This is a genomic window from bacterium, assembly GCA_013360195.1.
GTDB lineage: Bacteria > Electryoneota > RPQS01 > RPQS01 > RPQS01 > JABWCQ01.
In genome coordinates, this window is record JABWCQ010000001.1 from 172,554 (window position 1) to 199,363 (window position 26,810).

Annotated in this window: 22 protein-coding genes; all 22 read left to right on the plus strand. The window is 52.6% G+C overall.

Annotated features, from left to right (window positions below; genetic code table 11):
- The first annotated feature begins 157 nt into the window (after nt 1-157).
- Complete coding sequence (locus HUU59_00780) at nt 158-2,074, plus strand: LysM peptidoglycan-binding domain-containing protein (GenBank protein ID NUO17970.1); 1,917 nt, start codon at nt 158-160, stop codon at nt 2,072-2,074.
- Nucleotides 2,075-2,121: 47 nt separating this feature from the next.
- Complete coding sequence (locus tag HUU59_00785; protein NUO17971.1) at nt 2,122-2,412, plus strand: HU family DNA-binding protein; 291 nt, start codon at nt 2,122-2,124, stop codon at nt 2,410-2,412.
- Between the two features lie 324 nt (nt 2,413-2,736).
- Nucleotides 2,737-3,996, plus strand: coding sequence for an exodeoxyribonuclease VII large subunit (gene xseA, locus HUU59_00790; GenBank protein ID NUO17972.1), 1,260 nt, complete (start codon nt 2,737-2,739; stop codon nt 3,994-3,996).
- A complete protein-coding gene (xseB, locus tag HUU59_00795) occupies nt 3,980-4,231 on the plus strand; it encodes an exodeoxyribonuclease VII small subunit (GenBank protein NUO17973.1) in 252 nt (83 codons plus the stop codon). Before xseA ends, xseB begins: the two co-directional genes overlap by 17 nt.
- A gap of 2 nt (nt 4,232-4,233) precedes the next feature.
- Entirely contained in the window at nt 4,234-5,100 is an 867-nt protein-coding gene (locus HUU59_00800) for an NAD(+)/NADH kinase (GenBank protein NUO17974.1), read from the plus strand.
- 5 nt (nt 5,101-5,105) lie between these two features.
- On the plus strand, nt 5,106-6,029 hold the full coding sequence (gene ftsY, locus HUU59_00805; GenBank protein NUO17975.1) for a signal recognition particle-docking protein FtsY: 924 nt from the start codon (nt 5,106-5,108) through the stop codon (nt 6,027-6,029).
- Between the two features lie 2 nt (nt 6,030-6,031).
- Complete coding sequence (locus tag HUU59_00810; GenBank protein NUO17976.1) at nt 6,032-6,502, plus strand: 6,7-dimethyl-8-ribityllumazine synthase; 471 nt, start codon at nt 6,032-6,034, stop codon at nt 6,500-6,502.
- Between the two features lie 30 nt (nt 6,503-6,532).
- Nucleotides 6,533-8,893: a hypothetical protein gene (locus tag HUU59_00815; protein NUO17977.1), complete on the plus strand. Its 2,361-nt coding sequence runs from the start codon at nt 6,533-6,535 to the stop codon at nt 8,891-8,893.
- A gap of 4 nt (nt 8,894-8,897) precedes the next feature.
- Entirely contained in the window at nt 8,898-10,595 is a 1,698-nt protein-coding gene (recN, locus tag HUU59_00820) for a DNA repair protein RecN (GenBank protein NUO17978.1), read from the plus strand.
- 1 nt (nt 10,596) lies between these two features.
- On the plus strand, nt 10,597-11,859 hold the full coding sequence (gene murA, locus HUU59_00825) for a UDP-N-acetylglucosamine 1-carboxyvinyltransferase (GenBank protein ID NUO17979.1): 1,263 nt from the start codon (nt 10,597-10,599) through the stop codon (nt 11,857-11,859).
- Nucleotides 11,856-15,290 (plus strand): DNA polymerase III subunit alpha, encoded by a 3,435-nt coding sequence (locus tag HUU59_00830; GenBank protein ID NUO17980.1) that lies wholly within the window; start codon nt 11,856-11,858, stop codon nt 15,288-15,290. Before murA ends, HUU59_00830 begins: the two co-directional genes overlap by 4 nt.
- Complete coding sequence (rimO, locus tag HUU59_00835; GenBank protein ID NUO17981.1) at nt 15,287-16,666, plus strand: 30S ribosomal protein S12 methylthiotransferase RimO; 1,380 nt, start codon at nt 15,287-15,289, stop codon at nt 16,664-16,666. Before HUU59_00830 ends, rimO begins: the two co-directional genes overlap by 4 nt.
- Nucleotides 16,630-17,871, plus strand: coding sequence for a GWxTD domain-containing protein (locus HUU59_00840; GenBank protein ID NUO17982.1), 1,242 nt, complete (start codon nt 16,630-16,632; stop codon nt 17,869-17,871). The genes rimO and HUU59_00840 overlap by 37 nt, the downstream gene beginning before the upstream one ends.
- Before the next feature lie 4 nt (nt 17,872-17,875).
- Nucleotides 17,876-18,817 carry an LD-carboxypeptidase gene (locus HUU59_00845; protein ID NUO17983.1) on the plus strand — a complete coding sequence of 314 codons (942 nt, stop codon included), beginning with the start codon at nt 17,876-17,878 and terminating at the stop codon, nt 18,815-18,817.
- A 3-nt stretch (nt 18,818-18,820) separates the two neighbouring features.
- Nucleotides 18,821-19,438, plus strand: a complete 618-nt coding sequence (locus tag HUU59_00850) for a phosphoribosylglycinamide formyltransferase (GenBank protein NUO17984.1) — start codon at nt 18,821-18,823, stop codon at nt 19,436-19,438.
- A gap of 9 nt (nt 19,439-19,447) precedes the next feature.
- Nucleotides 19,448-20,986 carry a bifunctional phosphoribosylaminoimidazolecarboxamide formyltransferase/IMP cyclohydrolase gene (gene purH, locus HUU59_00855; protein NUO17985.1) on the plus strand — a complete coding sequence of 513 codons (1,539 nt, stop codon included), beginning with the start codon at nt 19,448-19,450 and terminating at the stop codon, nt 20,984-20,986.
- A 74-nt stretch (nt 20,987-21,060) separates the two neighbouring features.
- The gene (locus HUU59_00860; protein ID NUO17986.1) at nt 21,061-21,336 is read left to right on the plus strand and encodes a hypothetical protein; all 276 of its coding nucleotides are present in this window, start codon (nt 21,061-21,063) and stop codon (nt 21,334-21,336) included.
- Nucleotides 21,337-21,368: 32 nt separating this feature from the next.
- Complete coding sequence (locus HUU59_00865; protein NUO17987.1) at nt 21,369-22,391, plus strand: rod shape-determining protein; 1,023 nt, start codon at nt 21,369-21,371, stop codon at nt 22,389-22,391.
- Nucleotides 22,392-22,397: 6 nt separating this feature from the next.
- Nucleotides 22,398-23,237, plus strand: a complete 840-nt coding sequence (gene mreC / locus HUU59_00870) for a rod shape-determining protein MreC (GenBank protein NUO17988.1) — start codon at nt 22,398-22,400, stop codon at nt 23,235-23,237.
- Complete coding sequence (gene mreD, locus HUU59_00875) at nt 23,234-23,713, plus strand: rod shape-determining protein MreD (protein ID NUO17989.1); 480 nt, start codon at nt 23,234-23,236, stop codon at nt 23,711-23,713. Before mreC ends, mreD begins: the two co-directional genes overlap by 4 nt.
- Nucleotides 23,710-25,575: a penicillin-binding protein 2 gene (mrdA, locus tag HUU59_00880; GenBank protein NUO17990.1), complete on the plus strand. Its 1,866-nt coding sequence runs from the start codon at nt 23,710-23,712 to the stop codon at nt 25,573-25,575. The genes mreD and mrdA overlap by 4 nt, the downstream gene beginning before the upstream one ends.
- On the plus strand, nt 25,572-26,786 hold the full coding sequence (rodA, locus tag HUU59_00885; GenBank protein ID NUO17991.1) for a rod shape-determining protein RodA: 1,215 nt from the start codon (nt 25,572-25,574) through the stop codon (nt 26,784-26,786). Before mrdA ends, rodA begins: the two co-directional genes overlap by 4 nt.
- The last annotated feature ends 24 nt before the right edge of the window (nt 26,787-26,810 follow it).

Consider the following 26,810-nt stretch of genomic DNA (forward strand, 5'->3'; position numbering starts at 1 on the left):
AGAGTTGATTTTCCGGGCGAAGTTTGTTACCTTCCATAGCTCAAACTGGGTCACTCTCACAAGGCGAATGAGGGCCACCAGTGGCTTTATTGTCCATGGCGTGGAAGAATCTGCGACTTCCACCCGAACTGCGACACCCACCAACACGGATCTGCTCATGATTAGTGGACGCACAGTTCTGCTCGCGGTTCTGACCGCCAGTTGGCTGATGATCGGCTGCACGTCCAGCCGCCAACTTTCCGGGACAACCGGAAGTCAAGAATTCCGCGATCGGCTTGGCCAACCCGCGCAACTTACCGACCGAGAAAAATGGAGCCTCGCTCGTAAGTCGTTTGCATATGCGCAGCGGGCGGAAGACAGGCAGAATACCGAGGATGCGGCCTTTTTCTATGAGGCTTCGCTTGAACTCCTTGGTGCTATCGATCTCGCATCGATCGACCTCGAAATGCATCGCGTCGCGAGCTTCAACCGGCAGGTGCTGGAAAGCTACGACCAGTTTGTCTCCCATACCAAGAGTCTGCCCGCTTCAAGCGGCCTCGTAGCCGTTATTGAGGCCGGAGAGGCACAGCATTCGGGCGAAGAGGAAGAGGACGATGCGCCCGATGAAGTGGAGGAGATTGCCGCTCCCAAGACGGTACCGGAAGCGCCGGAACTTGAAGTTCGTCCTATGAAGACACCTCTTCCAGGTGTTCCCATGGAGATTAACAACAAGGTTCGCAATCAGATCCACTTTTTCCAGACCAAGGGCAATAAAGTTATGCACCGTTGGATGGAGCGGGCGGCGATTCTGTTCCCAAGAATGCGGCCGATCCTGAAGGAAGAGGGGATTCCGCAGGAGATGCTCTATCTGTCCATGATAGAATCCGGCTTGAACCTGAATGCGTACTCGTACGCATCAGCATCCGGACTGTGGCAATTCATCCCGGGCACCGGAAGACTGTACGGTCTGCATATTGACAGAACATACGACGAACGACGTCATGTCGAGCTGGCGACCCGTGCGGCTTGTAACTATCTGCGCAAGCTCTATGAAGAGTTTGGCGACTGGTATCTCGCGATGGCTGCATACAACTGCGGAGAAGGGCGAGTCGCACGTGACATCAAGCGCTGCAAATCGAGGAACTATTGGGAGCTGCATAAACTTCCGCGGCAAACGCGCGGGTATGTGCCTACCTATTTAGCGGCGCGGGCGATTTGCGAGAACCCCGAGCGGTACGGTTTTCCTCCACTGCCGCCTGAGCAGCCGTTCGAGTGTGAGAGAATTTATGTTCCGGGCGGTTACAAACTTGAAGATATCGCGCGAGCTGCCGGCCACGACCCGCAGACCGTCAAAGACCTGAATCCCGAATTCCTGAAGGGTATTGTTCCTGACAGGGGAACCGAGATGATGGTCAGGCTGCCGGGGGCGGTGTCTGAGTCGTTTAATACAGAACTGGCCAGCCTGCCGAAGACGGTCATTGTACCGACATCAACGCACCGGGTCAGAAAAGGCGACACTCTAAACAAGATTGCAGCCAAGTACGGCACATCTGTTGATGCCATTATGGCAATGGCGGAAAACAAGCGTGTCAAAGCACGCTCCTTAAGGGTCGGACAAGAGATTCATATCCCCGTTGCAGAAGTTCGTTATGCGGAAGAGAAACCCAAGACCGTAAAGGAAGTTGCCGCTGAGCGGAACGAGCCTGTTGTTTCAACAGAGACCGCAGCGAACAAGATTACATATACGGTCCACAAAGGGGAGTCATTGGGAAGAATTTCTCAGCGACTTGGTGTGTCGGTTGACCAGATTTGCCGTGAGAATGGAATTCGCAATGCGAGCAAAATCTATCCGGGTCAGAAACTGACGGTTACCGTTAAGGGCGAACCTTCGTACGCTGATGCTGCTCCCAAGAAGGCGGAGAAAAAGCAGTCGACCGAGGCCGCGGGCAAAAAGTACTATACAGTTCAGCGCGGCGATACGATGTGGAGTATCGCACAGGCTCACGGCGTGGATTTGCAGACCATGCTCAAGTTGAACCGCCTTTCAAAGCGTTCAAATATTTATCCGGGTCAGCGTTTGGTCGTCAGCAAATAAGACGAGACGCGACATTCATTATGTTCACTTCTTGACGGAGTTGTCGAGTGGGTCGCACTGTGACCAAACAGGAGCTGGTGGACAAACTTGCCGATGGCATTGGTCTCACCAGAGTTGAAACCCAAGCCGTCGTTGACGGCTTTTTGGCCCTTGTAATGGAGGCGGTTGCCAACGGCGACCGCGTTGAATTGCGCCGTTTTGGTGTCTGGAAACCGGTCCAGCGAAAGGGCAGGAGTGTCCGTACTCCGGACGGTCTCCATGAAGTTCAAATTCCAGACAGGATTGCAGCCGTGTTCGTTCCCGCAGACGAATTCCGGGAACGAATGCTGCAGGAGTAGCAGCCACCTCTTCCCCGCGGTTGCCGTGAAGAGTTTTTCACGCCTTGTATCCACACGTTTTCCAATTTCACTTTCATAACACATTCACCTCAAACCCAAGCAATTGCTTCGGTAGAAACGGAGACACCCTTGCCCTGTGGTAAGAAGCGTAAACGTCACAAAATGGCGACGCACAAACGCAAGAAAAGACTGCGCAAGAATCGTCACAAAAAGAAATTGCGCTAAGGGTCGCGCGGGTGAACCGCGCGGCCTTAGCCTGCCAAACAAACACGGTCGCGGGCCTTCTTTGAGAGGCCTCGCCGTGTTTTAGACTTCCCCCCGAACGTGGATTCCGGACCAAACGACTTCCCTTATTCGACTTCATCCGGTCATACATTGACCGTGGCCGAACTGACTCGCGAAATCAAACGGATGTTTCGCGAACGGTTTGAACCACTGTGGATTGAGGGTGAACTTTCAGGGTGTAAGGCGCACGGCAGCGGCCACTTTTATTTCACTCTCAAGGACGCAACCGCACAGCTTTCCTGCGCGATGTGGCGCATGTATGCCAAAGGACTTCGTTTCGCGCCGACGGACGGGATGAAGGTCCAGGCATTCGGACAGCTTGAGGTTTACGAACCGCAGGGAAAGTACCAGCTCATCGTGTATGAGTTGCGGCTTTCCGGTGAAGGAGAACTTCAACGGGCATTCGAAGAACTCAAGCGCAAGCTCGAGAAGGAGGGTCTGTTTGAATCCTCGCGGAAAAGGCAACTGCCGAAGTTTCCACAACGAATCGGGTTAGTCACGTCCGGTACCGGAGCCGCGCTTCACGACATGCGCACAGTTGCTTCGCGGCGGTGGCCGCTTGCTGAACTCATCTTGCGCTCTGTTCGGGTGCAGGGTAAAGGAGCGGCGGAGGAAATAGCAGCCGCAATCATGCAGTTCTCACGAGAGAAACATGTGGATGTCATCATTGTTGGCAGAGGCGGCGGCTCTCTGGAAGATTTATGGGCGTTCAACGAAGAAGCTGTGGCACGGGCTATCTTTGCCAGTCATATTCCAGTGGTTTCCGCCGTGGGCCATGAGGTGGATTTTACGATTGCAGATTTTGTCGCGGATGTGCGCGCACCCACGCCTTCCGCTGCAATGGAAATTGTGCTTCCCGACGGCGAAGAGATCATTCGACAGCTTCATCAGCTCAACCGCAGGCTCTCAAGAATGACAGTGGACAGAGTGGCTTACCTGCGGCAACAGCTCAGAACGCTGGCGTCACATTGGGCACTCAAACAGCCGGAGCACCTTGTGCAGTTAGCCGCACAGCGGCTTGACGAACTTTCCGGCAGGCTTAAAGAGAGCGCCATTGCATTTCACGAGAATGCACTGTCGGAATATACACATCTGTCGGAATTGCTTGCCGCCGTGTCGCCTCAGCGGGTTCTGCAAAGAGGTTTTGCCATCGTTCGCAATCGGGAAGGTGTCGCAATGAGGCGCGCAGCAGAAATCGTCCCCGGAGAACTACTTTCCATTGAACTTGCCGAAGGCCGCCTGCAAGCAAGAGCGAAGAATCACGATACCCCAGAGCTTTTCGATGACCGCAAAGACTAAATCCTCAAAGTCAGACTACGTGGAACCAAAGTCGTTCGAAGAGGCTTTGGAACGCCTGCAGGAGCTTGTTGAGAAACTCGAAGCCGGCGAGATATCACTCGAAGAGTCTGTTGCGGCGTTTGAAGAGGGACAGAAATTATCCGTTTACTGCCAGCACAAATTGAAGGCTGCCGAGACGTCGCTGAAGAAACTGCTCATGCATCCGGAAGGTCCAGAAGCAGGGGAGGAAGAGTAGCTGTGGTTCGTCTCGGCCTCATGGGCAATTCGTCAAAGCCGCGCTTTGTGCCTGTGGTATCGAGCTTTGTCCTGCTGCTGCGGGAACGAGGAGTGAAGTTCCTGTATGACGATGAGAATCGCCATTCCATTCACCTGAATCCCAATGAACTCGCGCCGCATAACTCACTTGCGCGGGACTGCGACCTTGTGTTAAGCTTTGGAGGCGACGGAACCCTGCTTCATACCGCGGCAGCCGTGAGCAAATACGGTAAACCGATTCTTGGTGTGAATCTTGGTCCGGGTTTGGGCTATTTGACGGATCTCGAGTCAGCACATCTTCATGAACGGCTGGACGACATTCTGACGGGCAACTATGTGATTGAAGAGCGGATGATGATTCAGGCGACAACTGAGCACGACCCTACCGTTCATCACGCATTGAACGATTTTGTCATCGGCCAGCATGAGGTGTCACGAACGCAAGCGTTTCAAGTGTTTATTGACGGTGCTCCTGCGGCAAATTACCGGGCTGACGGCCTGATTGTGGCTTCACCCACCGGTTCAACCGCCTATTCGCTTTCCGCAGGCGGACCGATTATCGAGCCTACTCTGCAGACTATCATTGTGACGCCAGTATGTCCGCATACGTTGACGATGAGACCCCTTGCCATCGCTGACCACCGGACTGTTACAATTCGATCAATGGGACCGGGGATTTTGACGGCCGACGGTGAGCATGTGCGGTCGCTCAGTATCGGCGAACAGGTTTTTGTGAAGAAATCACCTCTTACAGCAAAGCTGGTAAATATTCAGCGACGCGACTTCTATCAAGTTCTACGTGACAAATTGAATTGGGGTGCCGCGCCGGATTTCTCTGACGAGCGCTAATTGATATGGGACTATTTGACAAACTAAAGCAGGCGCTTACCAAGACCCGCGAGGCGATTTCTGACAAACTTGCTACTGTGTTCAAACCCGGCAGGAAGCTTGACCGGAACTTGCTTCAGGAGCTTGAGGATGTGTTGCTTTCCGCAGACGTCGGGCTTGAGACCACTGAGTTTCTGATTGAACAGTTGAAAGAGGCAGGGCGGAATGCGGGTCCTGATGCCGATGCGGACTCCCTATTGCGTGAGAAAGTAGTCAAGCTGCTCAAGAGCGCTGAAGGGACACCAGTTCCGAACGGCTCACCGCATGTGGTGCTTGTCGTCGGAGTTAATGGAACCGGAAAGACCACGAGCATCGGCAAACTTGGCAGGTTTTTAAGTTCCCGAGGAAAGTCCGTCATATTTGCCGCCGGTGATACATTTCGGGCGGCGGCCATTGACCAGCTTCAAATCTGGGGAGAGCGGTGCAACATTCCGGTGATTGCAGGTGAAATGAACGGGGACAGTGCCGCTGTTGCCGTCGACGCGTTGCAGGCCGCTCAGTCAAAAGGTGCGGATGTACTTCTTGTCGATACCGCCGGACGGCTCCACAACAAGAGCAACCTTATGCAGGAACTCGAGAAAGTCTCCCGCGTGCTAAGTAAACGGCTGTCCGGCGCGCCACACGAGGTTTTGCTCGTGTTGGACGCTACGACCGGCCAGAACGGGTTGAATCAGGCTAAAGAATTCACGAGAACGGCCGGGGTGTCCGGGCTAATTCTTACAAAAATAGATGGTACAGCCAAGGGTGGAGTCGCTTTAGCAATTGCGCGGACGATGAACATTCCAATCCGTTACGTGGGTTTTGGTGAAGCGCTGGATGATTTCGATGAATTTGACGCAGAAAAATTCGCACTTAGCCTGCTTGGTGAACGGACGGAGACTCCTGCTTAACCATGCGAACTCACTTGCCGGCAGGCCGAATAGTTGTCCTGCGTTCCAGCTATCACGCGAATATTACGAATGCACTTTTGGATGGCGCAGTTGCCGAACTGCGTTCGCAGGGGATTGCCGAATCACAGATTGACATCGTTGACGTCCCGGGCGCTTTCGAACTTCCGGTCGCGGCCGCTCGGGTTGCAAAGCGTCTGACTGTAGATGTGGTCGTGGCGATTGGTGCAGTTGTGCGCGGTGAAACCCCGCATTTCGATTTTATCTGCCAATCGTGCTCGCAAGGTTTATCTCGTGTAGCCGAATCAACCGGAAAGCCGGTAGCATTCGGAGTCATTACGGCAAATACAGTGGAACAGGCGTATGAAAGAGCCGGTGGCAGGGTCGGGAACAAAGGTCAGGAGGCGGCGCGGGCCGCGCTGGAGTTGTTCGATTCAATTAAGAAATGGGAGCAGCAGCAAGCATCTGGATCGTAAATTTTCTTCTTTCATCTACAGGAAACTGACATGCCGCTGCTAATCGTGCTTGGCGCACTCATCTTTCTGGCCAATGCTTTTGCCGGACCATTCCGATGGACCACTTACACGTCGGGCACAAATGTTCGCGACATCCTCGTGACCGAAAATGATCTTTGGCTTGGGACATCAGGTGGGCTTGTCAGATTTAGTCCCGAGAGTGCGACGTTCGAGATTTTCAATAATACGCGGGGATTGGCAATGAATGCCACCGTTGGTCTTGGTGCGGATGCGCGCGGTTGGATTTGGATTGTCGCGCCGGACGGCCGTATTACGAGATTGCATCCTGAGACCGGAGAAACAAAAACCATTGCCGACTTACAAGACGAGATTTTTGAAGTATCGTCGATTGTAGCCGTTGCCGACGAGATGTTTCTGGGCGCGAACAACGGAATCTACCGTTTCGCCTATTACCCAATTGCTGACAACTATCGTGTAAGTGAAAGAGTCCGGGTGTTGGGTAACTTTCCGACCGGTATAGCTGTCAAAGACCTCATTGCCGTTGACGGTTTTCTCTATGCCGCAACTGTAGCCGGACTGGCTCGTGCGCCGCTTAACACACAACAATTCTCCGCACCGGCTGCATGGACGGACTACACTGTTGCCGACGGACTTCCGGCGAATAATATCTTCAGTCTGGCCGAGCAAGGAGATACGACGCTGTGGATTGCAACACAATCAAACACTGTGTCGTTTGACGGTGTCAGCTTCGGAACTCCGATGCCGGCTCCGCAAGCCTTTCTCACTATGGTTGAGCATCAAGGCACCATGTACGCTTCTAGCAGTAATACGCTATTCGTACTTGCTGCCGGAAGTTGGGCTTCCACCGGTGTCGTCAGGCAGGGAATTGCGTCGCTGGGAAGCACTGTCTTGGATGGTGAGAGTTTGCTTGTGGTCAGTTTCTCCGATTTGCCGGAGCGTCCCGGCGGACTCAGCTTTTACAATGGAACTGAGTTGACACCACCGATTACCCCAACAGGAATTGGCGGCAATTCCGTGCAAGTTGTTCAATTCGACAAGGCCGGAGCTCTCTGGGTTGCAACCGGTGGCAATCGCACCGGAGTCTCGAAATTCGCCGGTGGTGAGTGGACGATGTACACTCGAAACGACACAGTAGCCGGTGACTTCTGGTTCTCCACACCACGTTCCGCTGTGGCGGACGATTTCGGCGGAATTTGGTTTGGCTCAGACGGTGGCGGCGTGCTTTATCATCGCGACGGAAACTTCTACCGGTATAACTCCACTGAGTCGGAATGGGCAGATTCCAATGGATTCCGGTTGCGAGGTGTGCCAAGTGCGCCAGACTATTGTGAAACACGGGTCGGCAGAATGCCTAGCGGCGAAATTCTGATAACGAATCTCGACAGCGAAATAGACAAGCCGTTCGCAATTGTCTCGACAAACTGGCTGGCGCAAGGACACAGCTTGACACCGTGGATTTACCCGTATCCCGAGCCTGGAGATGTTCCGGGAATCTCCAACCCCGGTCTTGTGAACGAGATTTATGGCGATCCGTTTGGCAGGTTTTTCGCCGGAGCTACCGGGACCAATCGCGGCGGGAGATATACTTTTGTCTGCGATCCAAATGATCTTTCGACTCTAAGCGACGATGTGTGGCAAGCCTATGATCCAATCGCGCTGCAAGATGCCGCGACAACTTGTTTCGAGGATATAAATCCCGAGGTACTCACATTTGCGGTGGACCGCCAGAATTACTTGTGGGTCGGAACGCCAGGCGGTGCCTACTATTCACAAGGCGGGCTTGGCGGAAATCTGTCGAGCCTGCGGTTTATCTGTCTGTTTGACTTGCCGGTCGGCAATCGCGTTAATCATATTCACGTGGATTCGCAAGACAACAAATGGTTTGCGACGGACAATGGAGTCGCCGTGCTTGATCCTTCATTCACGTGGATTCACGTTTTCCAGACGTCTAGCAGTATCGATTACGCGTCTGACTTGGCCTCGAACAGCGTTACGTCCATTACTTCAGATCCAAACACAGGGGACGTTTGGATCGGCACTTTAGACGGACTGTCCCGGCTGCAAACGCCGTATCTCACCCGAGAGCCGAAGCTTGACACGGTGTCGCCCTATCCGAATCCATTTCGCGCTGACGGCACACAACGACTTTTTCTTGACGCGACCGACCTTGGCGGACGATTTGAGCAGCTTCGTGTGTTTACGCTGGGCGGCCGACTTGTCAAAGAACTTTCCTGGTCGCAGGCAATTTCTGGCGGCTGGGACGGCAGAAATGTTGACGGCAACTTAGTTGCCGGAGGTGTGTACCTTCTTGTTGCCACCACCTCGGATGGTCATTCTGCAACCGGTAAGGTTGCAGTAGTGGGCAGGTAGGTTCATGCTGGAGCGGCTCTCAATCCGCAATTTCCTGCTCGTGGAGGAAATCAATCTCTCCCTGAAGATGGGGCTGACCGCCATTACAGGGGAAACCGGAGCGGGAAAGAGCATGATTCTTGGCGCACTCCGCGTCTTGTTCGGTGAGACGCTCAGCGAACAGATGATTAGAGACGGTTGCGACCGTACGGTTATTGAAGCTGAGTTTAGACTTGAACCGACAGGGGAGCTCAAAGAACTTGTTGATGAAGAGTATTTCGAAGAGGACGGCAGCTTCATTATTCGCCGCGAGCTAACCCGTGGCGGGAGAACCCGCAGTTTCCTGCAGGATCGGCCGGTCAGCATCGAATTGCTGAAATCCGTGGGGGATTTGCTCATGGATTTTCACGGTCAAAGGGATAATCTCTCGCTCTTCAAGCCATCACGACAACTCGAATTTCTGGATGCTTTCGCGCAGACGGGTTCTGAATTGAGTACCGTAACAGCGGCGTATCGTGACCGGCAAGCCATGCTTGTGAGGCGCGAAGAACTCAATCGACAGTTATCAACGCGCCGCAAAGAGCAGGCGCTCCTTGCCTATCAGCTTGAAGAGATCGAGAAACTTGGACTACGACCTGGAGAAGATGTCGATCTTGCCGGAAAACTGAAGAAACTCGAGCAAGCCGAAAAGCTCGTCTTGTTAGCAACCCAAATTGCGGATTTGCTCGAACAGAATGACGTTTGTGCTGTTTCACTGACCGGACAAGCGAGGCAGTTGGCCGACGAGATTCGACGGATTGACAGCGAGTTTGGACTTTTCGCAATCGAACTTGCCGAAGTGACGTCAAGGCTTCGGGACATTAGCAACGAAGTATTGCATTACGCCGGAAACATTGAGATAAGTCCGGACGAGCTTGAGAATCTGCGGAAACGTGCTGCGACTATCGCAGAGTTGCGAAGAAAGCACGGCTTGGATTTGAGCCAAATTCTCGAGCAGGCGGAAAAGATGAAAGACGAACTCGCCGCGCTTTCAGCCCTTGAAAAGGAGCTGACTGAAGTCCAGAAATCCCTTGACATAATTAGCAAAGCATTATCAAGTGCTGCCGCTGTGTTGAGCTGCAAGCGACGCGAATCCTGCAGTCAATTTGCGGAAGCAATTCAAGCGACTCTCCAGCCGCTTGGTTTCGCGAAGCCGAAGTTCGAGATTGTGTTGGTTTCAGCGGACCCGAACAACGTCGACATGATAGGCCGCACCGGTGCCGATTCCATTCAGTTTTTGTTTGCCGGCACATCCGGACAGACTCTTCGCCCACTTGCAGAGGTCGCTTCCGGCGGAGAGTCATCGCGGGTTACCTTGGCTATTAAGAGTGTCGTTGCCGAACGCATGCGGAATCCGCTGCTGGTTTACGATGAAATAGATTTGGGAATCTCCGGGCGGGTTGCCGCCGCTGTTGCCAACACATTGTTTGAACTCGGACGACGACAACAAGTCGTTGTGGTGACTCACCTTCCGCAAATTGCCGCGCGGGCGGAACATCATCTTCAAGTTTCCAAAAGCACTTCCCGCAAAGGGACCATTACCAGGGCCGAAATGCTCAAGCCTGAGCAGCGGGCGGAGGCGGTCGCAGCATTGCTTGCAGGATCGGAGATTTCCGACACTGCGATTGCCGCGGCTGGTGAACTCCTGAATACTAACAAATTCACTTCGGAACAGGATCAATAGCTTGGATAGTCTGATTCTCCGCGGCGGACGACCGCTCGAAGGAGAGATTCCAATATCGGGTTCGAAAAATGCGACTCTGCCGTTGCTTGCTGCTACGCTGCTTGCGCCCGGTTTCTATCGCTTCACAAACGTCCCGCAGCTCAAAGACGTTAAAACAATGTCGAATCTGCTGCGAATTCTTGGTGCAAAAATAGACGAGTCTGCAAATGAACTGCTGATTGACACCAGTCACGCTTCGCATGTTGAAGCCCCTTATGATCTTGTCAAGACGATGCGTGCAAGTTTTTACGTACTTGGCGCTCTGCTTGGTCGACATGGCGAGGCCCGTGTGTCATTGCCCGGAGGATGTGCCTGGGGTCCAAGACCCGTGGATCTGCACTTGAAAGGAATGGAAGCGCTTGGCGCCAAGCTCATTCTAGATCAGGGATACGTTGTTGCTTCGGCACTGCCACTGCGGGGCACATCTTTTGAATTCGGAATTTCAAGCGTTGGAGCATCAGCGAATGTACTCATGGCTGCCGTACGGGCGGAGGGTACGACCGTACTTAAAAACGTAGCTCTTGAGCCGGAGGTAACTTCCCTCGCGTTGTTCCTGAATAAAATGGGTGCACGGATCTCAGGGATCGGCACCAGAGAGCTGACGATTCAAGGTGTCGCCGAACTTCATCCAGCAGATGCCGTCATGTCACCCGACAGGATTGAAACCGGTTCGTTCATGTGTGCGGTCGGAATGACCGGAGGTAAGGTCAGACTGTCACACGCTGATCCGCTTCAGTTGACTGCCGTGATTGAAAAAGCAAGGCAGGCCGGCATTGAAGTTAGTTATGGAGCCGATTGGATTCAAGTCGAGCGTGGAAGCAGCAAGCTGAAGCCGATTGACGTGACCACGGATGTCTATCCGAATTTTCCGACAGACTTGCAGGCGCCGTTCATGGCGCTTGCCACAATTGCAGACGGTGTGTCACATATTACCGATACGATCTACACGGACAGGTTCACGCACGTTGCCGAGTTGTTCCGGCTTGGCGCACAAATTCACATGGACAATAATACAGCCGTTGTCACCGGGGTTTCCAAACTCACCGGCGCACCTGTTATGTCCACAGACCTGCGCGCTTCGGTGTGCCTTGTTTTGGCCGGTCTCGCTGCCGAAGGTGAGACGGAAGTCAAGCGTGTTTATCACTTGGACAGAGGCTATGAAAAGCTTGAGGAGAAGTTGTCCCGAGTTGGCGCCGATATTCGCCGGGCAGAGGGTGATCTATGAGCGAAGATTTCGTACATCTGCATAATCACTCTGAATTCAGTTTGCTGGACGGTGCTTGCAAGGTCACCGACCTTGTTAAGAGAACCGTTGAGCTCGGAATGCCCGCTGTCGCTCTGACTGATCACGGGGCATTGCACGGTGCGGTGGATTTCTATTCGCTCTGCAAGGCGAACGGTGTTCAACCGATAATCGGCTGTGAAGTTTATATTTGCAGGGATCGCTTCGACAAGTCGGGCGGTCAGCGTAAACGAAACGGTGACGAATACGCAAATCACCTTCTGCTGCTGGCCAAAGATGAAGTCGGTTACAAGAATCTCGTTAAGCTCTCTTCTATCGGGTACACCGAAGGGTTCTATTACAAGCCAAGAATAGACGCCGAAGTTCTCGCGCGGCATTGCAACGGCCTGATTGCGACATCCGGATGCATGTCTTCGGACGTTCCCACGCTTCTCCTGTCGGGAGACGAGGCCGGTGCATGGGAAAAAGCGATGTGGTACAAGGAGCTGTTCGGAGACGATTTCTACATAGAGATCCAGCGCCATGACTTGCCGGATGAACTCTCGTTGAACACTCAGTTGATTCGTCTTGCGAAGAGATTGAATTCAAAGGTAATATGCACGAACGATACGCATTATCTTGATCGGACCCATTCCGAAGCGCACGACTGTCTGCTCTGCATCGGCACAGGGAAAAACGTGGCTGATGCGGACCGGATGAAGTTCGATACAAACGAATTCTATTTGAAGACGCCGCAGGAGATGGCGGCACTGTTTCAAGATATCCCTGAAGCGCTGCTGAACACTCGGGAAGTCGCCGAAAAGTGCAACATCACTCTTGATTTTTCGGCACGACATCTTCCCCGGTTTCCGTTGCCCGAAGGCGAAGAGAATGAGACATCCTATTTGACAGAGCTCGCCCGTTCGGGAATGAGACGTCGATATGCGCATGTCACTGCGGAACTGGAAGAACGGTTGAATTATGAGCTCAGAGTTATTGATCAGATGGGCTTTTCAGGGTACTTTCTGATTGTTTCAGACTTTGTGCGATACGCACGGTCAATTGACGTGCCTGTCGGACCGGGCAGAGGTTCCGCAGCCGGATCGCTCGTTTGTTATTCGCTGGGAATAACGAGCCTTGATCCTATCCGATTCGATCTTTACTTTGAGCGGTTCTTGAATCCTGAGCGTATTTCCATGCCGGATATTGACATCGACTTTCATGATGAGGGCCGTGCCAAGGTCATCGAATACGTGCGCGAAAAGTACGGTGCAGACTCAGTGGCACAAATTATTACGTTTGGCCGATTGAAAGCACGCGCGGTAGTACGCGATGTCGGACGAGTGATGGGAATGAGCTATGCCGACATGGACAAGCTTGCAAAGAAAATTCCTGATGGCCCCACGGCGACGCTTGCTAATGCCACCGAGGGAAATCCCGAGTTGACGGAATTGCTGAACGAGCGTGAAGATTTCCGCAAAGTGTGGCAGGTCGGGAGTGCGTTGGAGGGTCTTTGTCGACATGCGTCGACGCATGCGGCAGGCGTCGTGATTACTCCCGGTCCATTAACCGACTATGTTCCGCTTTTCAGACAGTCCGACGGTTCGATTACGACTCAATTCGATATGAACATCGTGGACAAGATTGGCCTTCTGAAGATGGACTTTCTTGGCCTGCGAACTTTGAACGTGATTGATTTGTGTTTGCAAATGCTCGCTCGCCGGGGCATCATGCTTGACATGAACAACCTTCACGAATCGTATGACGAAAGGACGTACGAACTTCTTGGAAGAGGTGACACGACCGGAGTGTTTCAGCTTGAATCCGGTGGAATGCGTGAGTGGCTGACAAAACTCAAGCCGAATTGTATTGACGACATTGTGGCCATGGTGGCGCTCTATCGTCCCGGGCCGATGAACATGATTGGTGACTTCATCGACCGTAAACACGGACGGACGCCCGTCACCTATCTGCATCCCAAGCTTGAGCCGATCCTGAAACAAACTTACGGTGTCATCGTTTATCAGGAGCAAGTGCTTCGAATCGCACGTGATATCGCCGGATTCACACTTGGCCGAGCGGACATTCTTCGTAAGGCGATGGGCAAGAAAAAGAAAGAGGAAATGGAAAAGGTGCGAATCGAGTTTATCGATGGCTGCCTGTCACATAGTTCTCTTTCCAAAAGACTTGCCGAAGAGATTTATGAACTCGTGAGGAAATTCTCCGAGTACGGATTCGTAAAGGCTCATGCCGCATGTTATGCCGTGCTGGCCTACCAGACCGCGTACTTGAAGGCGAATTATCCCGCGGAGTTCTTGGCGTCGGATATTGCCTCGTATCACGGCGACACTAAGCAGATGCCGAAAATTATCAACGATGCTCGCAAGAACAGCGTTTCGGTGCTGCCCCCGGATATCAATCTTTCCGAGCGAAATTTTGCGGTGGTTGAGGGTGCCGTGCGATGCGGCCTGGAAAACATCAAGAACATCGGACAAGGACCCGTGGAGGCTATTCTTGCCGCGCGGCAGAGCAACGGGCCTTTCACCAGTTTTTTTGATCTTGCCGCGCGCGTTGATTCACGGATTGTTAACAGAAAAGTAATCGAAAGTCTGATAGGATCGGGTGCACTCGACAGTCTGCCGGGAAATCGCGGACAATTTTTTGCGTCAATAGAGGCGTTTCTTTCATTCTCACTTGAAAAGGAACGAGAACGTGAGTTTGGTCAATCATCGCTCTTTGGAGAGGTAAGCGGTTCGGTATCGCTGGAGCCACGACTCCCGGACGTAAGTGATCAGAACTTTGAGGAAAAGATTGCCCGTGAAAAGGAGTTGTTAGGATTTTACGCATCCGGCCATCCGCTTGACAAGGAACGGGCAATCATTGAAAGTATCACTACGGCTTCGCTTGGAGACACATCGGAGCTTGCCGACCAGGATAGCGTCCGGCTCGGAGGTGTTGTCACGGACATCAGACGGCAGGTCACGCGCAAAGGCAAACCCATGGCCACGATGACGTTTGAGGATTACACAGGATCCGCGGAGATCCTTGTATTTGCCGACGTGCTTGAGAACTTCGGACACAATGTGCGAAAGGATGCAAAGCTGGTGATTGTGGCCCGCGTTTCCCGCAGAGAGGACGAAGAACCAAAATTCATTGCTGAAGAGATATATGCGATTGACGAAGCAAAAGTCCGGTTCGCTCGAAAACTTCTCATTCATGTTGCCGCGCAGCCAAACCTTGAGCGAACGCTGAATGCGCTTGAGGACTTGTTCGCACATCACAACGGCGACGTGGAAATATTGTTCCGTATCGAACAAGACGGTCAAGAGAAATTCATTCGTTCCCGCCGCTACCGTCTGAAAACCTCGGTGCAGGTATTGAACCAAATGCGAAGCATTGTCGGTGAAAAGAACGTCGAGTGTCTCTGGCAATGAAACGACATTGTGCTGCTGACCTCCGCTTTCCCCGCGTAATGATTCAGACGCTCGGATGCGCGAAGAACGCGGTTGACAGCGAAACACTCGCTGGCCTATTGAAGCAAGGCGGCTTCGAGTACGTATCGCGTGATGCAGACGCCGATATCGTCGTCGTGAATACGTGCGGGTTCATAGATGATGCAAAGGTGGAGTCCATTCAGGTTATTCTGGAAGCCATCCGCTGGAAGCAAGCACGCAAAGGCAGGCGAGTCTACGCGATGGGTTGCTTGACACAGCGCGATGGCCCCGAGATTAAAGAGGAAATTCCGGAACTTGACGGCGTCTTTGGCATCGGGGAATGGTCAAGTATGCTTGCTGCACTCGGAGCAAATCCGTTAAGTCTTGCCGGTTCGGGAAATGTAACGTTGTACAGCGGTAAAGCGGGTCCCGGCTCCGCGTATTTACGCATTTCCGACGGTTGTTCCCACGCATGCGCCTTTTGCGCGATTCCGCAAATGCGTGGACTCTACCGCAGCGAACCCATGGAGAAACTGATAGAAGAGGCGCGCTTACTTGCTCGCACTGGTGTAAGAGAACTCCTCATCATCGGTCAAGAGACCACAAGCTACGGAGTGGATCTGTATCGTAAGCGGATGCTTGTAGATTTGTGCAATCGTCTATCCGATATCAACGGCATTGAGTGGATTCGCATTCTCTATGCGCATCCGCCGTCGGCTCCGCCAAAGTTCATGTCAGAGTTAGCGCGTGTTCCAAAGCTTGCTCCATATATTGATTTTCCGATCGAGCATGCGTCTGACAAAATGCTGAAGTTGATGAACAGAAAGACCTCTGCAAGCAAAATGCAGGATTCCATAGCCGCGTTTCGTGACAACAGAAACGATGTTTGTGTGCGTACCACCGTGCTGGTAGGTTTTCCCGGAGAGGACGAAACGGACTTTGAGGATCTCTATGAATTCATGGAGAAGGTCAAGTTCGAACGAGCAGGCGTTTTTACGTATTCGCCGCAATCCGGAACCACAGGTGCCGAATTGCGCGATCACGTTGAGGAGGGAGTCGCGCTCGACAGGTTGGACCGCTTGATGAAACTGCAGAAGAGTATATGCCTCGAACGGAACAAAGAGCTCGTTGGAGCGGTGATTCCAGTGATTGTGGAGCGAAATGTGCGTGATATTTCATGGGGGCGCAGTGAATGGGACGCGCCTGACATTGACGCGCTGGTAAGAGTTCGAGGTCAGTTAGCGCCCGGCCTGATTCATCAAGTCAAGGTGACTGGCGCTGCTGCATATCAATTAGACGCTGTTCCGGAGCACCCAGACGGCACAGAACGGAGTATTGCATGCGAAGCCTTTGCGCTGCCTGTCTTGCGACATTGATACTGATTACATCCGCTGGTACTGCTCAAAGATTGCGCGATGAAGATGCGGAATCGCGTAATTTTCGCTGCCGGAGTGGTCAACGCCTTTCCAGTGTTGCCGACAGTGCGCTGATATTCGTTGCCATCTCTATCCCGTATGACAATTTGACTTTTGTTCGCGGCCCCCAAGACGGATTTGCGGCACGGGTGGATGCTTCTTTTACCCTGATTGACAAAGAGGGAAATCTCTCCGCTGAACGAAGCGTGATTATTGATGTGTTCACGAGTGTTTTCAAAGAGACAAATAGTCGCACGCTGAATGCTGTTCGTTCGGAAGAATTCTTTGTTAAGCCCGGTGACTACGACGTCACAGTCGTATTGACGGACAAAGAAACAAAGCGGAAAGCTCGTTGGAGCGGTCAAGTTTCGGCGGCTCTTATGGACTCTCTCTTGTCGGTTTCAGACTTGTATTGGATTGAAAGTGATTCCTTGAATGAGGAGTCGGATGTTCCGAAGGTTATTGATAACTTTTCGAACCGTGAAGAACCTGCGACCATTGCAATTGATCTGGTTTCGGTTGCGCGGGACACTTTAAATGTAACTTGGTCGGTCTCCGGAGAAGACGGCAAGGATATCGCAACGTCTGTGCAAAGAATTGTTCCTAACGGATCAGTCCAGCGCCTTGAGTATGTCGTCGTCATGAAGAATCTGCCTGTGCAGAAGTACACGGTGTCCTTTGAGGCACTGGGATTCGGAAGAAGAGAGGCGCGCGAGATAACCTTTAACGTGAACATCCCCGGTGTTCCTGCTTCTATTACCGATTTGGGTGAGGCAATCCGGCAAGTCAAGTACATAGCAACAGCGGAGGAAAACCGCCGCCTTCGAAGCGCTTCAGTGATCGACCGTGAGCAGCTATTCCGCGAGTTCTGGAAGCGCCGTGATCCTACTCCGGAGACTGCGCGAAACGAATTGATGGAAGAGTACTATTTTCGCGTTGAATATTCCGATGAAAAGTACTCTACGCACCGCCCTGGCTGGGAAACAGACCGTGGACGAATCTATATCATGTATGGAGAGCCTTCTGATATTGAGCGGCATCCTTTCGAATCCGGTTCAAGGCCATACGAGATCTGGTACTATCACAACTTGAATCGAAGATTCGTATTTGTGGACTACACGGGTTTCGGAGATTACACGCTCGCCGGACCGCAATGGGGTTATTGAGTCTGTGCTAAGACCGCTTCCTTCTAAAGGTACAATTGGAATTTGCGCGCCCGCGGGTCCGGTCAATACCGACCGACTGCAAGTTGCAGTTAGACATCTGATTTCTCTTGGATACGGTATTAAGTTGACAGACAACGTCGGCGGCAAACAAGGCTTCCTGTCGGCCGCTGACTCTATCCGCTGCAGCGAATTAGAATCACTTTTCGCTGACGAAGAAGTGGACTTGGTCTGGTGTGCGAGAGGCGGAGTCGGGACATCTCGGCTGCTGCCGATGATCGACTATCGCATACTTGAAATGTCTCGGAAACCTTTCGCCGGTTTCTCTGATTTGACAGCTTTGCAGTGGGCGATGTGGAGCGAAAGGAAAGTAGTTTCTTTCTCCGGTCCGCTTGCTGTGGAGTTTGAAAGTGGATTGAGCGAGGAGTCGCGAGATTTCGCTCTCAATTTACTGTCCGGTGCGTCCTATAAAAACTGGCTCGCAAGTTTTCCGCAAGTGGAACCGCAAGTGTTGAGGACCGGAGCTCGCGAGATTATTGCTCCGATGCTTCCCGGTAATTTGACAATGATTTCAAGTCTGCTCGGAACGCGATGGATGCCGGACCTTCGAGGCGTGATTCTCGTCATCGAAGATGTATCCGAGCCTCCCTATCGAGTCGATCGCTTGATCTTTCATCTGAGGAACGCAGGCGTTTTGCAGAACCTCGCCGCACTTGTTGTCGGAGATTTCGGCTGGAGTGGGGACGAAGCTGAGGGGAACTATGAACTGCTCAGGCAAAGTGTGCTCGCCGGTACAATTGGGACAAGCTACCCGATTCTCACGAATTTTCCCTATGGTCATGGTGCGGTCAGAATGACTTTGCCCGTCGGCACGCCGATGCGCTTGACAATTCAAAGCGACACGATTGGGCTTAGTTATGGAAGTTCACCATTTGAATTAATAGCCTGAGCAATGCGTATTGCGTTTTTCGCCTCCGGAAACGGGTCAACCTTTCAATCACTCGTGGAGTGTATTCGCGCTGAGAAAATCGCTGCGGAGCCTGCGCTTCTAATCTGCACGAAGGATAATGCGTATGTGTTAGAACGTGCTTTGAGTCTGGGAATTCCTTGCGAAATAATAGCCCGCCGCAACTATCATGATGGTGCGGCGCATGCGGCTGCAATGTTGGAGACTTTGGAAAAGTTCAATTGCGATTGGATATTCCTGTGCGGATACATGGAGCTGGTCCCGCCGCAAGTGGTTTCGGCATTCCGCAACAAAATTGTGAATATTCATCCGGCACTTCTGCCGGCGTTCGGTGGAAAAGGGATGTACGGTGCACGCGTGCATGAGGCGGTGCTAAATTATGGCGCAAAAGTCACCGGAGCCACAGTCCACTTCGTTGACGAAGAATATGATCATGGCCCGGTTATCGCGCAACAAGTAGTCATGGTTCGCCCCGATGACACTGTGGAACGCCTCGGTGAAAGAGTTCAGAATGCCGAGAAAAACCTCTACAGAGGAGCGTTGAAAGTTCTTGCAAGCGGTAAGTATGAAATAAACGGCCGCATAGTCAAATTTATACCCTGACTTAAGTAAATGATTAAAATTCGCCGCGCTTTATTATCAGTGTCCGACAAGTCCGGTCTGACAGAATTGGCGAAGTTACTCAGTGAGCATGGTGTTCAACTGATCGCTTCCGGCGGTACGGCGAAAGCACTGATTGAAGCTGGCTTGCCGGTTACCGAAGTTTCGGAATTCACAGGTCACCCCGAGGCCATGGAAGGCCGCATTAAGACATTGCATCCCCGTATACACGGCGGCCTGCTCGCCCGTCGAAATCACGCCGGTGATCTCGATGACATGGCTCGACTTGGTGTGGACCCCATCGATCTTCTTGTCGTAAACTTCTATCCGTTTGCGGCAACCTTGGCCTCCGGGAAGTCCGACGAAGAGATAAATGAAAACATTGATGTCGGCGGGCCATCCATGGTTCGCGGCGCCGTGAAGAATCGGGAGCATGTGGTCGTATTAACCAGTCCCCTGCAATACAAGGAGTTTGCGGCCGAGTTTTCCTCTTTGAACGGCGAAGTCTCGGAAGATCTTGCTGATCGATTGGGACGGCAGGCATTCATGGAGATAGTAGCATATGATTCGGCCATCGCGAATTGGTTGAACAGCGGCGAGTTCATTTGTCTCCCCTTGCGGAAATCGCGCGAACTTCGGTACGGCGAGAACCCTCATCAGAAAGCCGATCTGCTCGCGCCGTTCGATGCAGAGTCTGTCGGACTTGTTGCCGCCGATAAAATTTCTGGAAAGCAGCTTTCTTATAATAATCTGCTCGATGCGGACGGCGCGCTTTCACTGCTCAGCGAGTTCTCAGACTATGCTTGTGTCATAATAAAGCATGTGACGCCGTGTGGTGTTGGAGTCGGAAACTCACTCGTGGAATCGATCTCGACGGCATTGAAGACTGATCCGGTCTCGGCCTTTGGCGGGATTGTAGCCGTTAATCGCGAACTCGATGAGGCGGCTGCACGAGTTTTGTCCGACATCTTCCTTGAGATTATCCTCGCACCTTCCTTTAGCGAGGGTGCGCGCGAAGTTCTGGCGAAAAAGAAGGCGCTTCGGCTCATTGCCTTTGACCAGGATTCTCTCAACTCACGTCAGTCCGGTCGCGAACTGCGGGCGATTTGGGGAGGTTATCTTCTTCAAGACAGAGACGTTGGATTTCCTGAATGGCAGGACGCCAAAGTAGTCACACGGCGCTCGCCAACAGACGAAGAACTCGCAGCTCTAAAACTGGGCTGGATTGTGTCGAAACATGTTCGTTCCAATGCGATCGTATTTGCTTCGTCCACGGGTACACTGGGAATTGGAGCAGGGCAAATGTCGCGTGTGGATTCCACACGATTCGCGATTCTGAAAGCGAAGGCCGCCGACATAGCCTTGCATGGCTCCGTGTGCGCTTCCGACGCATTCTTCCCGTTTCGTGATGGCCTGGACTTGATTGCGAGTGCCGGCGCGACTGCCGTTGTCCAGCCCGGTGGGTCAGTGCGTGATGAAGAAGTTATCGAGTCCGCAAACCAGCACAATATTGCCATGCTATTTACTGGCCGAAGACATTTCAAACATTAAGACACTTTATGAGCAATTGGCCCAAGAATCTTAAAGCCCCTCTTTATGTACGCCCTCCGTCACGAGTGAGATACATGGGAAAGAACTATATCGTGAAACGTGACGTGTCCGGAGCGATATACTCTGTTATTGGCAGAATGACACGTAAACTTCCGTCACTCGCCGAAGCGATAGCGGCGGCACAGAATCAAAAGCTCGTTTGCACTTGGGGGGCGTACTATTCCGTTTATGTCGCTGTCGACGCGGAAGAACAGCCGATGATTCTGGAGTACCTTTGGGCGGAAGAAAAGAAGCGCGGCATCAATCCGCCGAATCTGTCCACTGGCGTCGTCCTTTCTGACGAGGATTAAGTACCTCTTACTTTCCATTTTTCGAGGAAAACATGTCCTTTTCCCTTTCGGGGTTTTTTTCAAACGAAATTGCCATCGATCTTGGCACCCGCAACACTCTTGTCTTTGTAAAAGGCAAGGGAATTCTCGTGCGCGAACCATCCATGGTTGCGATTCGCAAGAGTGACCGTAAGGTGATTGCCATCGGCAATGAAGCGCGTGAAATGCTCGGCAAGACTCATCGTGACCTTGAAGTTATTCGACCAATGCGTGATGGTGTAATCGATGATGACGAGGTGGCAGAGATTATGATTCGCGCTCTGATTCGCAAGGCGCAAACCAATCGACTTCTTAGACCGCGAGTCATCGTTTGCGTGCCCTCCGGTGTCACCAAATCGGAGAAGAGAATTATCAAAGACTCCGCCGAGCACGCCGGCGCCCGCGAGGTGTTTCTCATCGCTGAACCAATGGCTGCTGCGCTTGGTGTCGGACTTCCGGTCTTGGACCCGATTGGGAACATGGTCATTGATATCGGAGGCGGTACTACTGAAATTGCGGTAATTGCTCTTTCTGGCATTATTACCGACACCTCCATTCGTGTCGGCGGCGATGAGTTGGATGAGGCGATAATCCAGTTCATGAGACGAAACTACAACCTCCTTATCGGTGAACGCACAGCCGAAGAAATAAAAACTCGTATCGGATCCGCTGCCAAGTTGGAACAGGAATTATCGATCGTTGCGAAAGGCCGTGACTTGGTCGAGGGAGTTCCGAAAGCGGTTGAAATAAACTCCATTGAAATACGCGACGCCATAGAAGAGCCAATTTCTCAAATTGTGGACGCCGTAAAGAACGCCCTGGAGAAGACGCCGCCAGAGTTAGCTGCGGATATCCGGGATCGTGGTATCATCATGACCGGAGGCGGTGCGTTGATTCGCGGACTTGATGTCAGACTCAGGGAAGAAACGTCTTTGCCTGTCTTCCTCGCGGAAGACCCGCTGACCTGCGTTGTACGTGGCACCGGCAAAGTGCTGGACGATATGGAAACGTTTCACCGAGTTCTTCTCCCGAATTAATTAGAAATGCCTTCCCGGAACCGCCAGGCCAGCGGCACCCTAGAATGGATCATTTTCTTTACCTGTGCCGGGCTATCGCTCGTCCTGCTTCTAACAAGCCCAAAGCCTGGCGCGACTGCGCTGAAAGAAACGGCAACCGATGTTGTCGGCTATGCGGCTTCACCTCTGCGTTTTGTTCGCCGCCTGTTCTCAATTTGGTCTGATTATGACGTCTTGCAGAAGCATGCCATTGAGCTGAGCAAGGAAAACAACCAGCTGCGTGACGCCTATCTTGAGAATGAGCGGTTGCGTGCGCTGCTGGGTATGCGGGAAAGAACCGACCTTACCACGATTTCCGCATCAGTTATCAGCGCAGTCGGTCCTGCTCTTGGAGGTCAATACCGATTAAACAAGGGACGTACTGACGGTGTGCAGGTTAACGCCGCCGTTGTCACACCTCAAGGACTCGTCGGAAAAGTCATCGAGGTAACGGATAACACCGCTCTCGTGCAAACCCTCGTTGGGAATAGCTACGGTGTCGCCGTGGTTCTGGAGAGAACTCGTATGAGAGGTATCTTGAGGTGGACAGGACCGGACCGCTATTCGTTAACCGGACTCCCTCAAGGAGTGGATATCAAAAACGGCGATCTCGTCCTGACTTCGGGCGCCGGTTCGGTCTTTCCCAAAGGACTCCGTGTTGGTGTTGTGACAGCCGCGCCATCAGTGATTTCTATTTACGGCGAAAGTTGGCTTGTCCAGCCGTTTGTCGACTTCCGGACTGTGGAGGATGTGTTCGTTGTCCTTGATGCGGGATGGCCAGATCCATATGCGGGACAGGACGATCCTCAGATCGGAGGCGAGCATTGAGTCCAAAGACACTCGTCACAGCCTTAAGTCTGCTTGTCCTGCAAGCAGGCATCGGACCCTTGCTCACTGTCGGTCATGCGCGCCCGTCATTTCTTTTGCCGTTCGTTGTCCACTCCGGACTGAAGCTTGGACCTATTTGGGGTTGCGTGACAGGTTTTCTCGTGGGACTTGCCATTGACGCGCTCGGGGCACTGCCTATCGGAATGTCAGCTTTTGCGTTCTCTGTTGCAGGATTCTTCTCCGCCAGAATTGCAGGTGATGCGCCTTTTCGACTTTGGTGGCCGTGGACTGTGCTCGTTTTCGGCTTCGGATTTCTGTTGGAAGTATTGAGAATGCTTCTGCTCGCGCGCGCAAATGAACTCCCGTTCCTCAATGTTTTGCTGTGGAGCGGCATACCATCCGCGCTGTGGACTACCGGTCTCGCGGTGCTCTGGTTCTTATCTCCTTTGCACAAGCGTGATAGCTCGTCAAGATGACTCAACGCAATGAAATGCTCCGTGACGCAAGCTTTCTCATTGTGGGAATCGTTGCGTTTAGCCTGCTCATCTACAGGTTGGTTCAGCTGCAAGTCGTTGAAGGCCCGGAATATCGCGCAAAGTCCGAAGACAACCGCATTCGGTTTGTCGAAATGCTTGCTCCGCGTGGTGTCATTCGAGATCGCCGCGGTGCGTTGCTCGTCAGCAATCGCCCGTCCTATACATGCTACGGAATTCCCCGCGACCTCTATAAGGATAGTTTGGCCGTCGAGAGAATCGGCTTCGCATTGGCTGGTGATCCAGCCGAAATTCGAGAAAAGCAGCTGCAGCCTTTTCGATCGTCATTTCGTCCCCAACGGCTGAGGCGTGACCTACCTTATCCATTGCTGGCACGATTCGAGGAAATCCGCAACGAGATTCCCGGTTCATACCTCGAAATCGAGCCGAAGCGATTCTATCCCGGAGGAATCGCACCGCATGCTATTGGATACGTCGCGGAAATCTCCGATGACGAACTCACAAAGTATCCTGGTCTTCAATCAGGTGATCTCGTCGGAAAACGCGGCTTAGAGAGATTATACGACAAGGAACTTCGCGGAGTTAAGGGTAACCGGCTTTCTGTCGTCGATGTTCACGGGCAAGAGGTCGAAACCGGCGCCGAATTAGGAAGAATTGATCCTATTCCCGGCAAAGAACTCTGGACAACCCTTGACCGTGACGCACAACTTCTTGCGGAGTCCTTGCTAGTTGACAAGATCGGTGCAGTCGTTGCCATGGACGTGCGAACCGGAGGTGTCGTCGTGCTTGCCAGTGCGCCGACATACGACCCGGACATTTTTGCAGGCTCGGTTTCCGCGAATGATTGGCGGATGCTTCTCGGTGACCCGGACAAACCTATGCTCAATCGCGCTGTTCAGACGATGTATCCACCGGGTTCCACGATCAAACCCGCAATGCTGGTTGAAGGTTTGAACAGTGGTGTGATTACTCCTTCATGGGGTGTCTCTTGTCCGGGTAGTTTCACGTACGGCAACCGGACCTTCAAGTGCTGGAAAAAAGGTGGTCATGGCTATGTGGATTGCGTTCAATCCATTGCACAGAGTTGCGATGTCTTCTACTACAAACTTGGACTGCTGCTGGGCGTGGACGGTATCAACCGTGCGTTCACGAGATTTCACCTTGGTTCGCCCACTGGCATTGACCAAACCAGCGAAGCCGCAGGTCTCGTCCCTTCAAGGGAGTGGTATGACAAGCGATATGGCCCGAACGGTTGGTCAACGGGTTTTCTGGTTTCAGTCTCCATTGGGCAAGGGGAGATGCTGGCCACACCGCTTCAACTCTGCGCATTTACGGCAGCAATTGCGGCCGATGGTGTATGGAAGCAGCCCTATCTAGTTGAAGGAATTTTCGATCCTTCTACCAGAGTCCTCGAGAAGCGTGCCCAGCCAGAGGAGCGGCCGATTTCCGACGTTCCGCCGCATATCATGGATTTTGCGCAACGAGGTATGACGGAGGTTGTCTGGGGCCCGTCCGGTACCGCGCGGAGACAACAGGATGACAGCAGCAGAATCGCCGGAAAAACTGGAACCGCTCAAAACTCGCACGGCGATGACCACGGCTGGTTCATATGCTATGGTCCAATAGAAAATCCCATGTATGCCTGTTGCGCCCTTGTCGAGTTCGGCAAGAGCGGCTCTGGTGCCGCCGCTCCCGTTGCCGGAGATGTGCTGCGTTACTTGATAAAAAGGGAATTGTATCCTGCCTTGTTTGAAAAGAAGACGGAGTCTGAAGATTCCCCACCGCAAAAGAAGAATGTTCGACAGACTGAGCCCGTTGCTGTAAATGTTGAGGAACAGGAATGATCGCCCGTAACAAGCTTGCCGATCTTTGGCTCGTCTTGGCGATCCTCGTTTTGCTCGGAGTCGGACTTCTGTCCAATTTCTCAACCAGCCATGCCGAAGGTTCTGGTCTCTACCATTTTCAACGGCAGCTCTTTTGGATAGGAATCGGATCAGCCATCGCACTAACGATACTTTCGCTTCCACTCCGGTTCTTCGAGATGTTGGCCTATATCTTCTATGGAGTATCGGTCATCAGCCTCATGCTCGTGCTGGCAATTGGCGCCACACACAAGGGAGCGACAAGTTGGTTCGAGTTTGGCGCCGTGCAGATTCAACCATCGGAATTTGCAAAAGTTGCGACCTTGCTTGCGCTCGCGCGTCTGTTTGCCGAAAATCAGAAGGATCTGGACAAGCTCTGGCTGTTTGCCGCTGCGTGTGCGATGACGGTGGTTCCGATGGCATTGATTCTTGTTCAGCCCGATCTCGGAACCGCACTTATCTACCCGGTTATGCTCTTTGTCCTTGCGGCATGGGCTGGCCTGGCTCCGCAGTACATCCTGCTGATGGCGGTGCCCGTTGTCGCTGTGCTGACCGTATGGAGCATGCCGCTTCATATCGTTATGCTGGCTGTATTGATGATTATCTCGTTTTTGACAATTCGCAAGTTGCCATGGGTTGCGGCTCTGACAGGACTGTATCTGTTCTTTGGTACTCTTACACCGAAACTTTGGAGCAGGCTCGAACCGCACCAACAGCGGAGAATCACGACATTTCTCGATCCCGAATCTGATCCGCTTGGAGCGGCTTATCAACTCATTCAGTCGAAAATCGCGGTTGGTTCGGGAGGGGTGTTAGGTAAGGGATTTCTGCACGGCACGCAGACTCAGCTTCAATTTCTTCCCGAAGGTCACAACGACTTCATTTTTTCGGCATTCGCTGAAGAGTGGGGCTTTATCGGCGCGCTTATCGTCGTTCTTGCGTTCTTTGTTGTCTATTATCGAGGGATTGCTATCGCCTCCAAGTGCCATTCGCAGTTTCATTCACTTGTTGCCATAGGAGTTGTGGGCGCGATAATCTTTCAGGCACTGACAAACTTGCTCATGACGGTAGGCCTCCTGCCTGTTACAGGTCTGCCGCTGCCGCTGGTCAGTTATGGCGGTAGTTCAATGCTCGTGACACTTGCCATGGTTGGATTGTTGTTTAGTGCGGCATTGCGGTGGCGAGAGTACTAGTCCTACTACTGCTTTCCTCTGCGT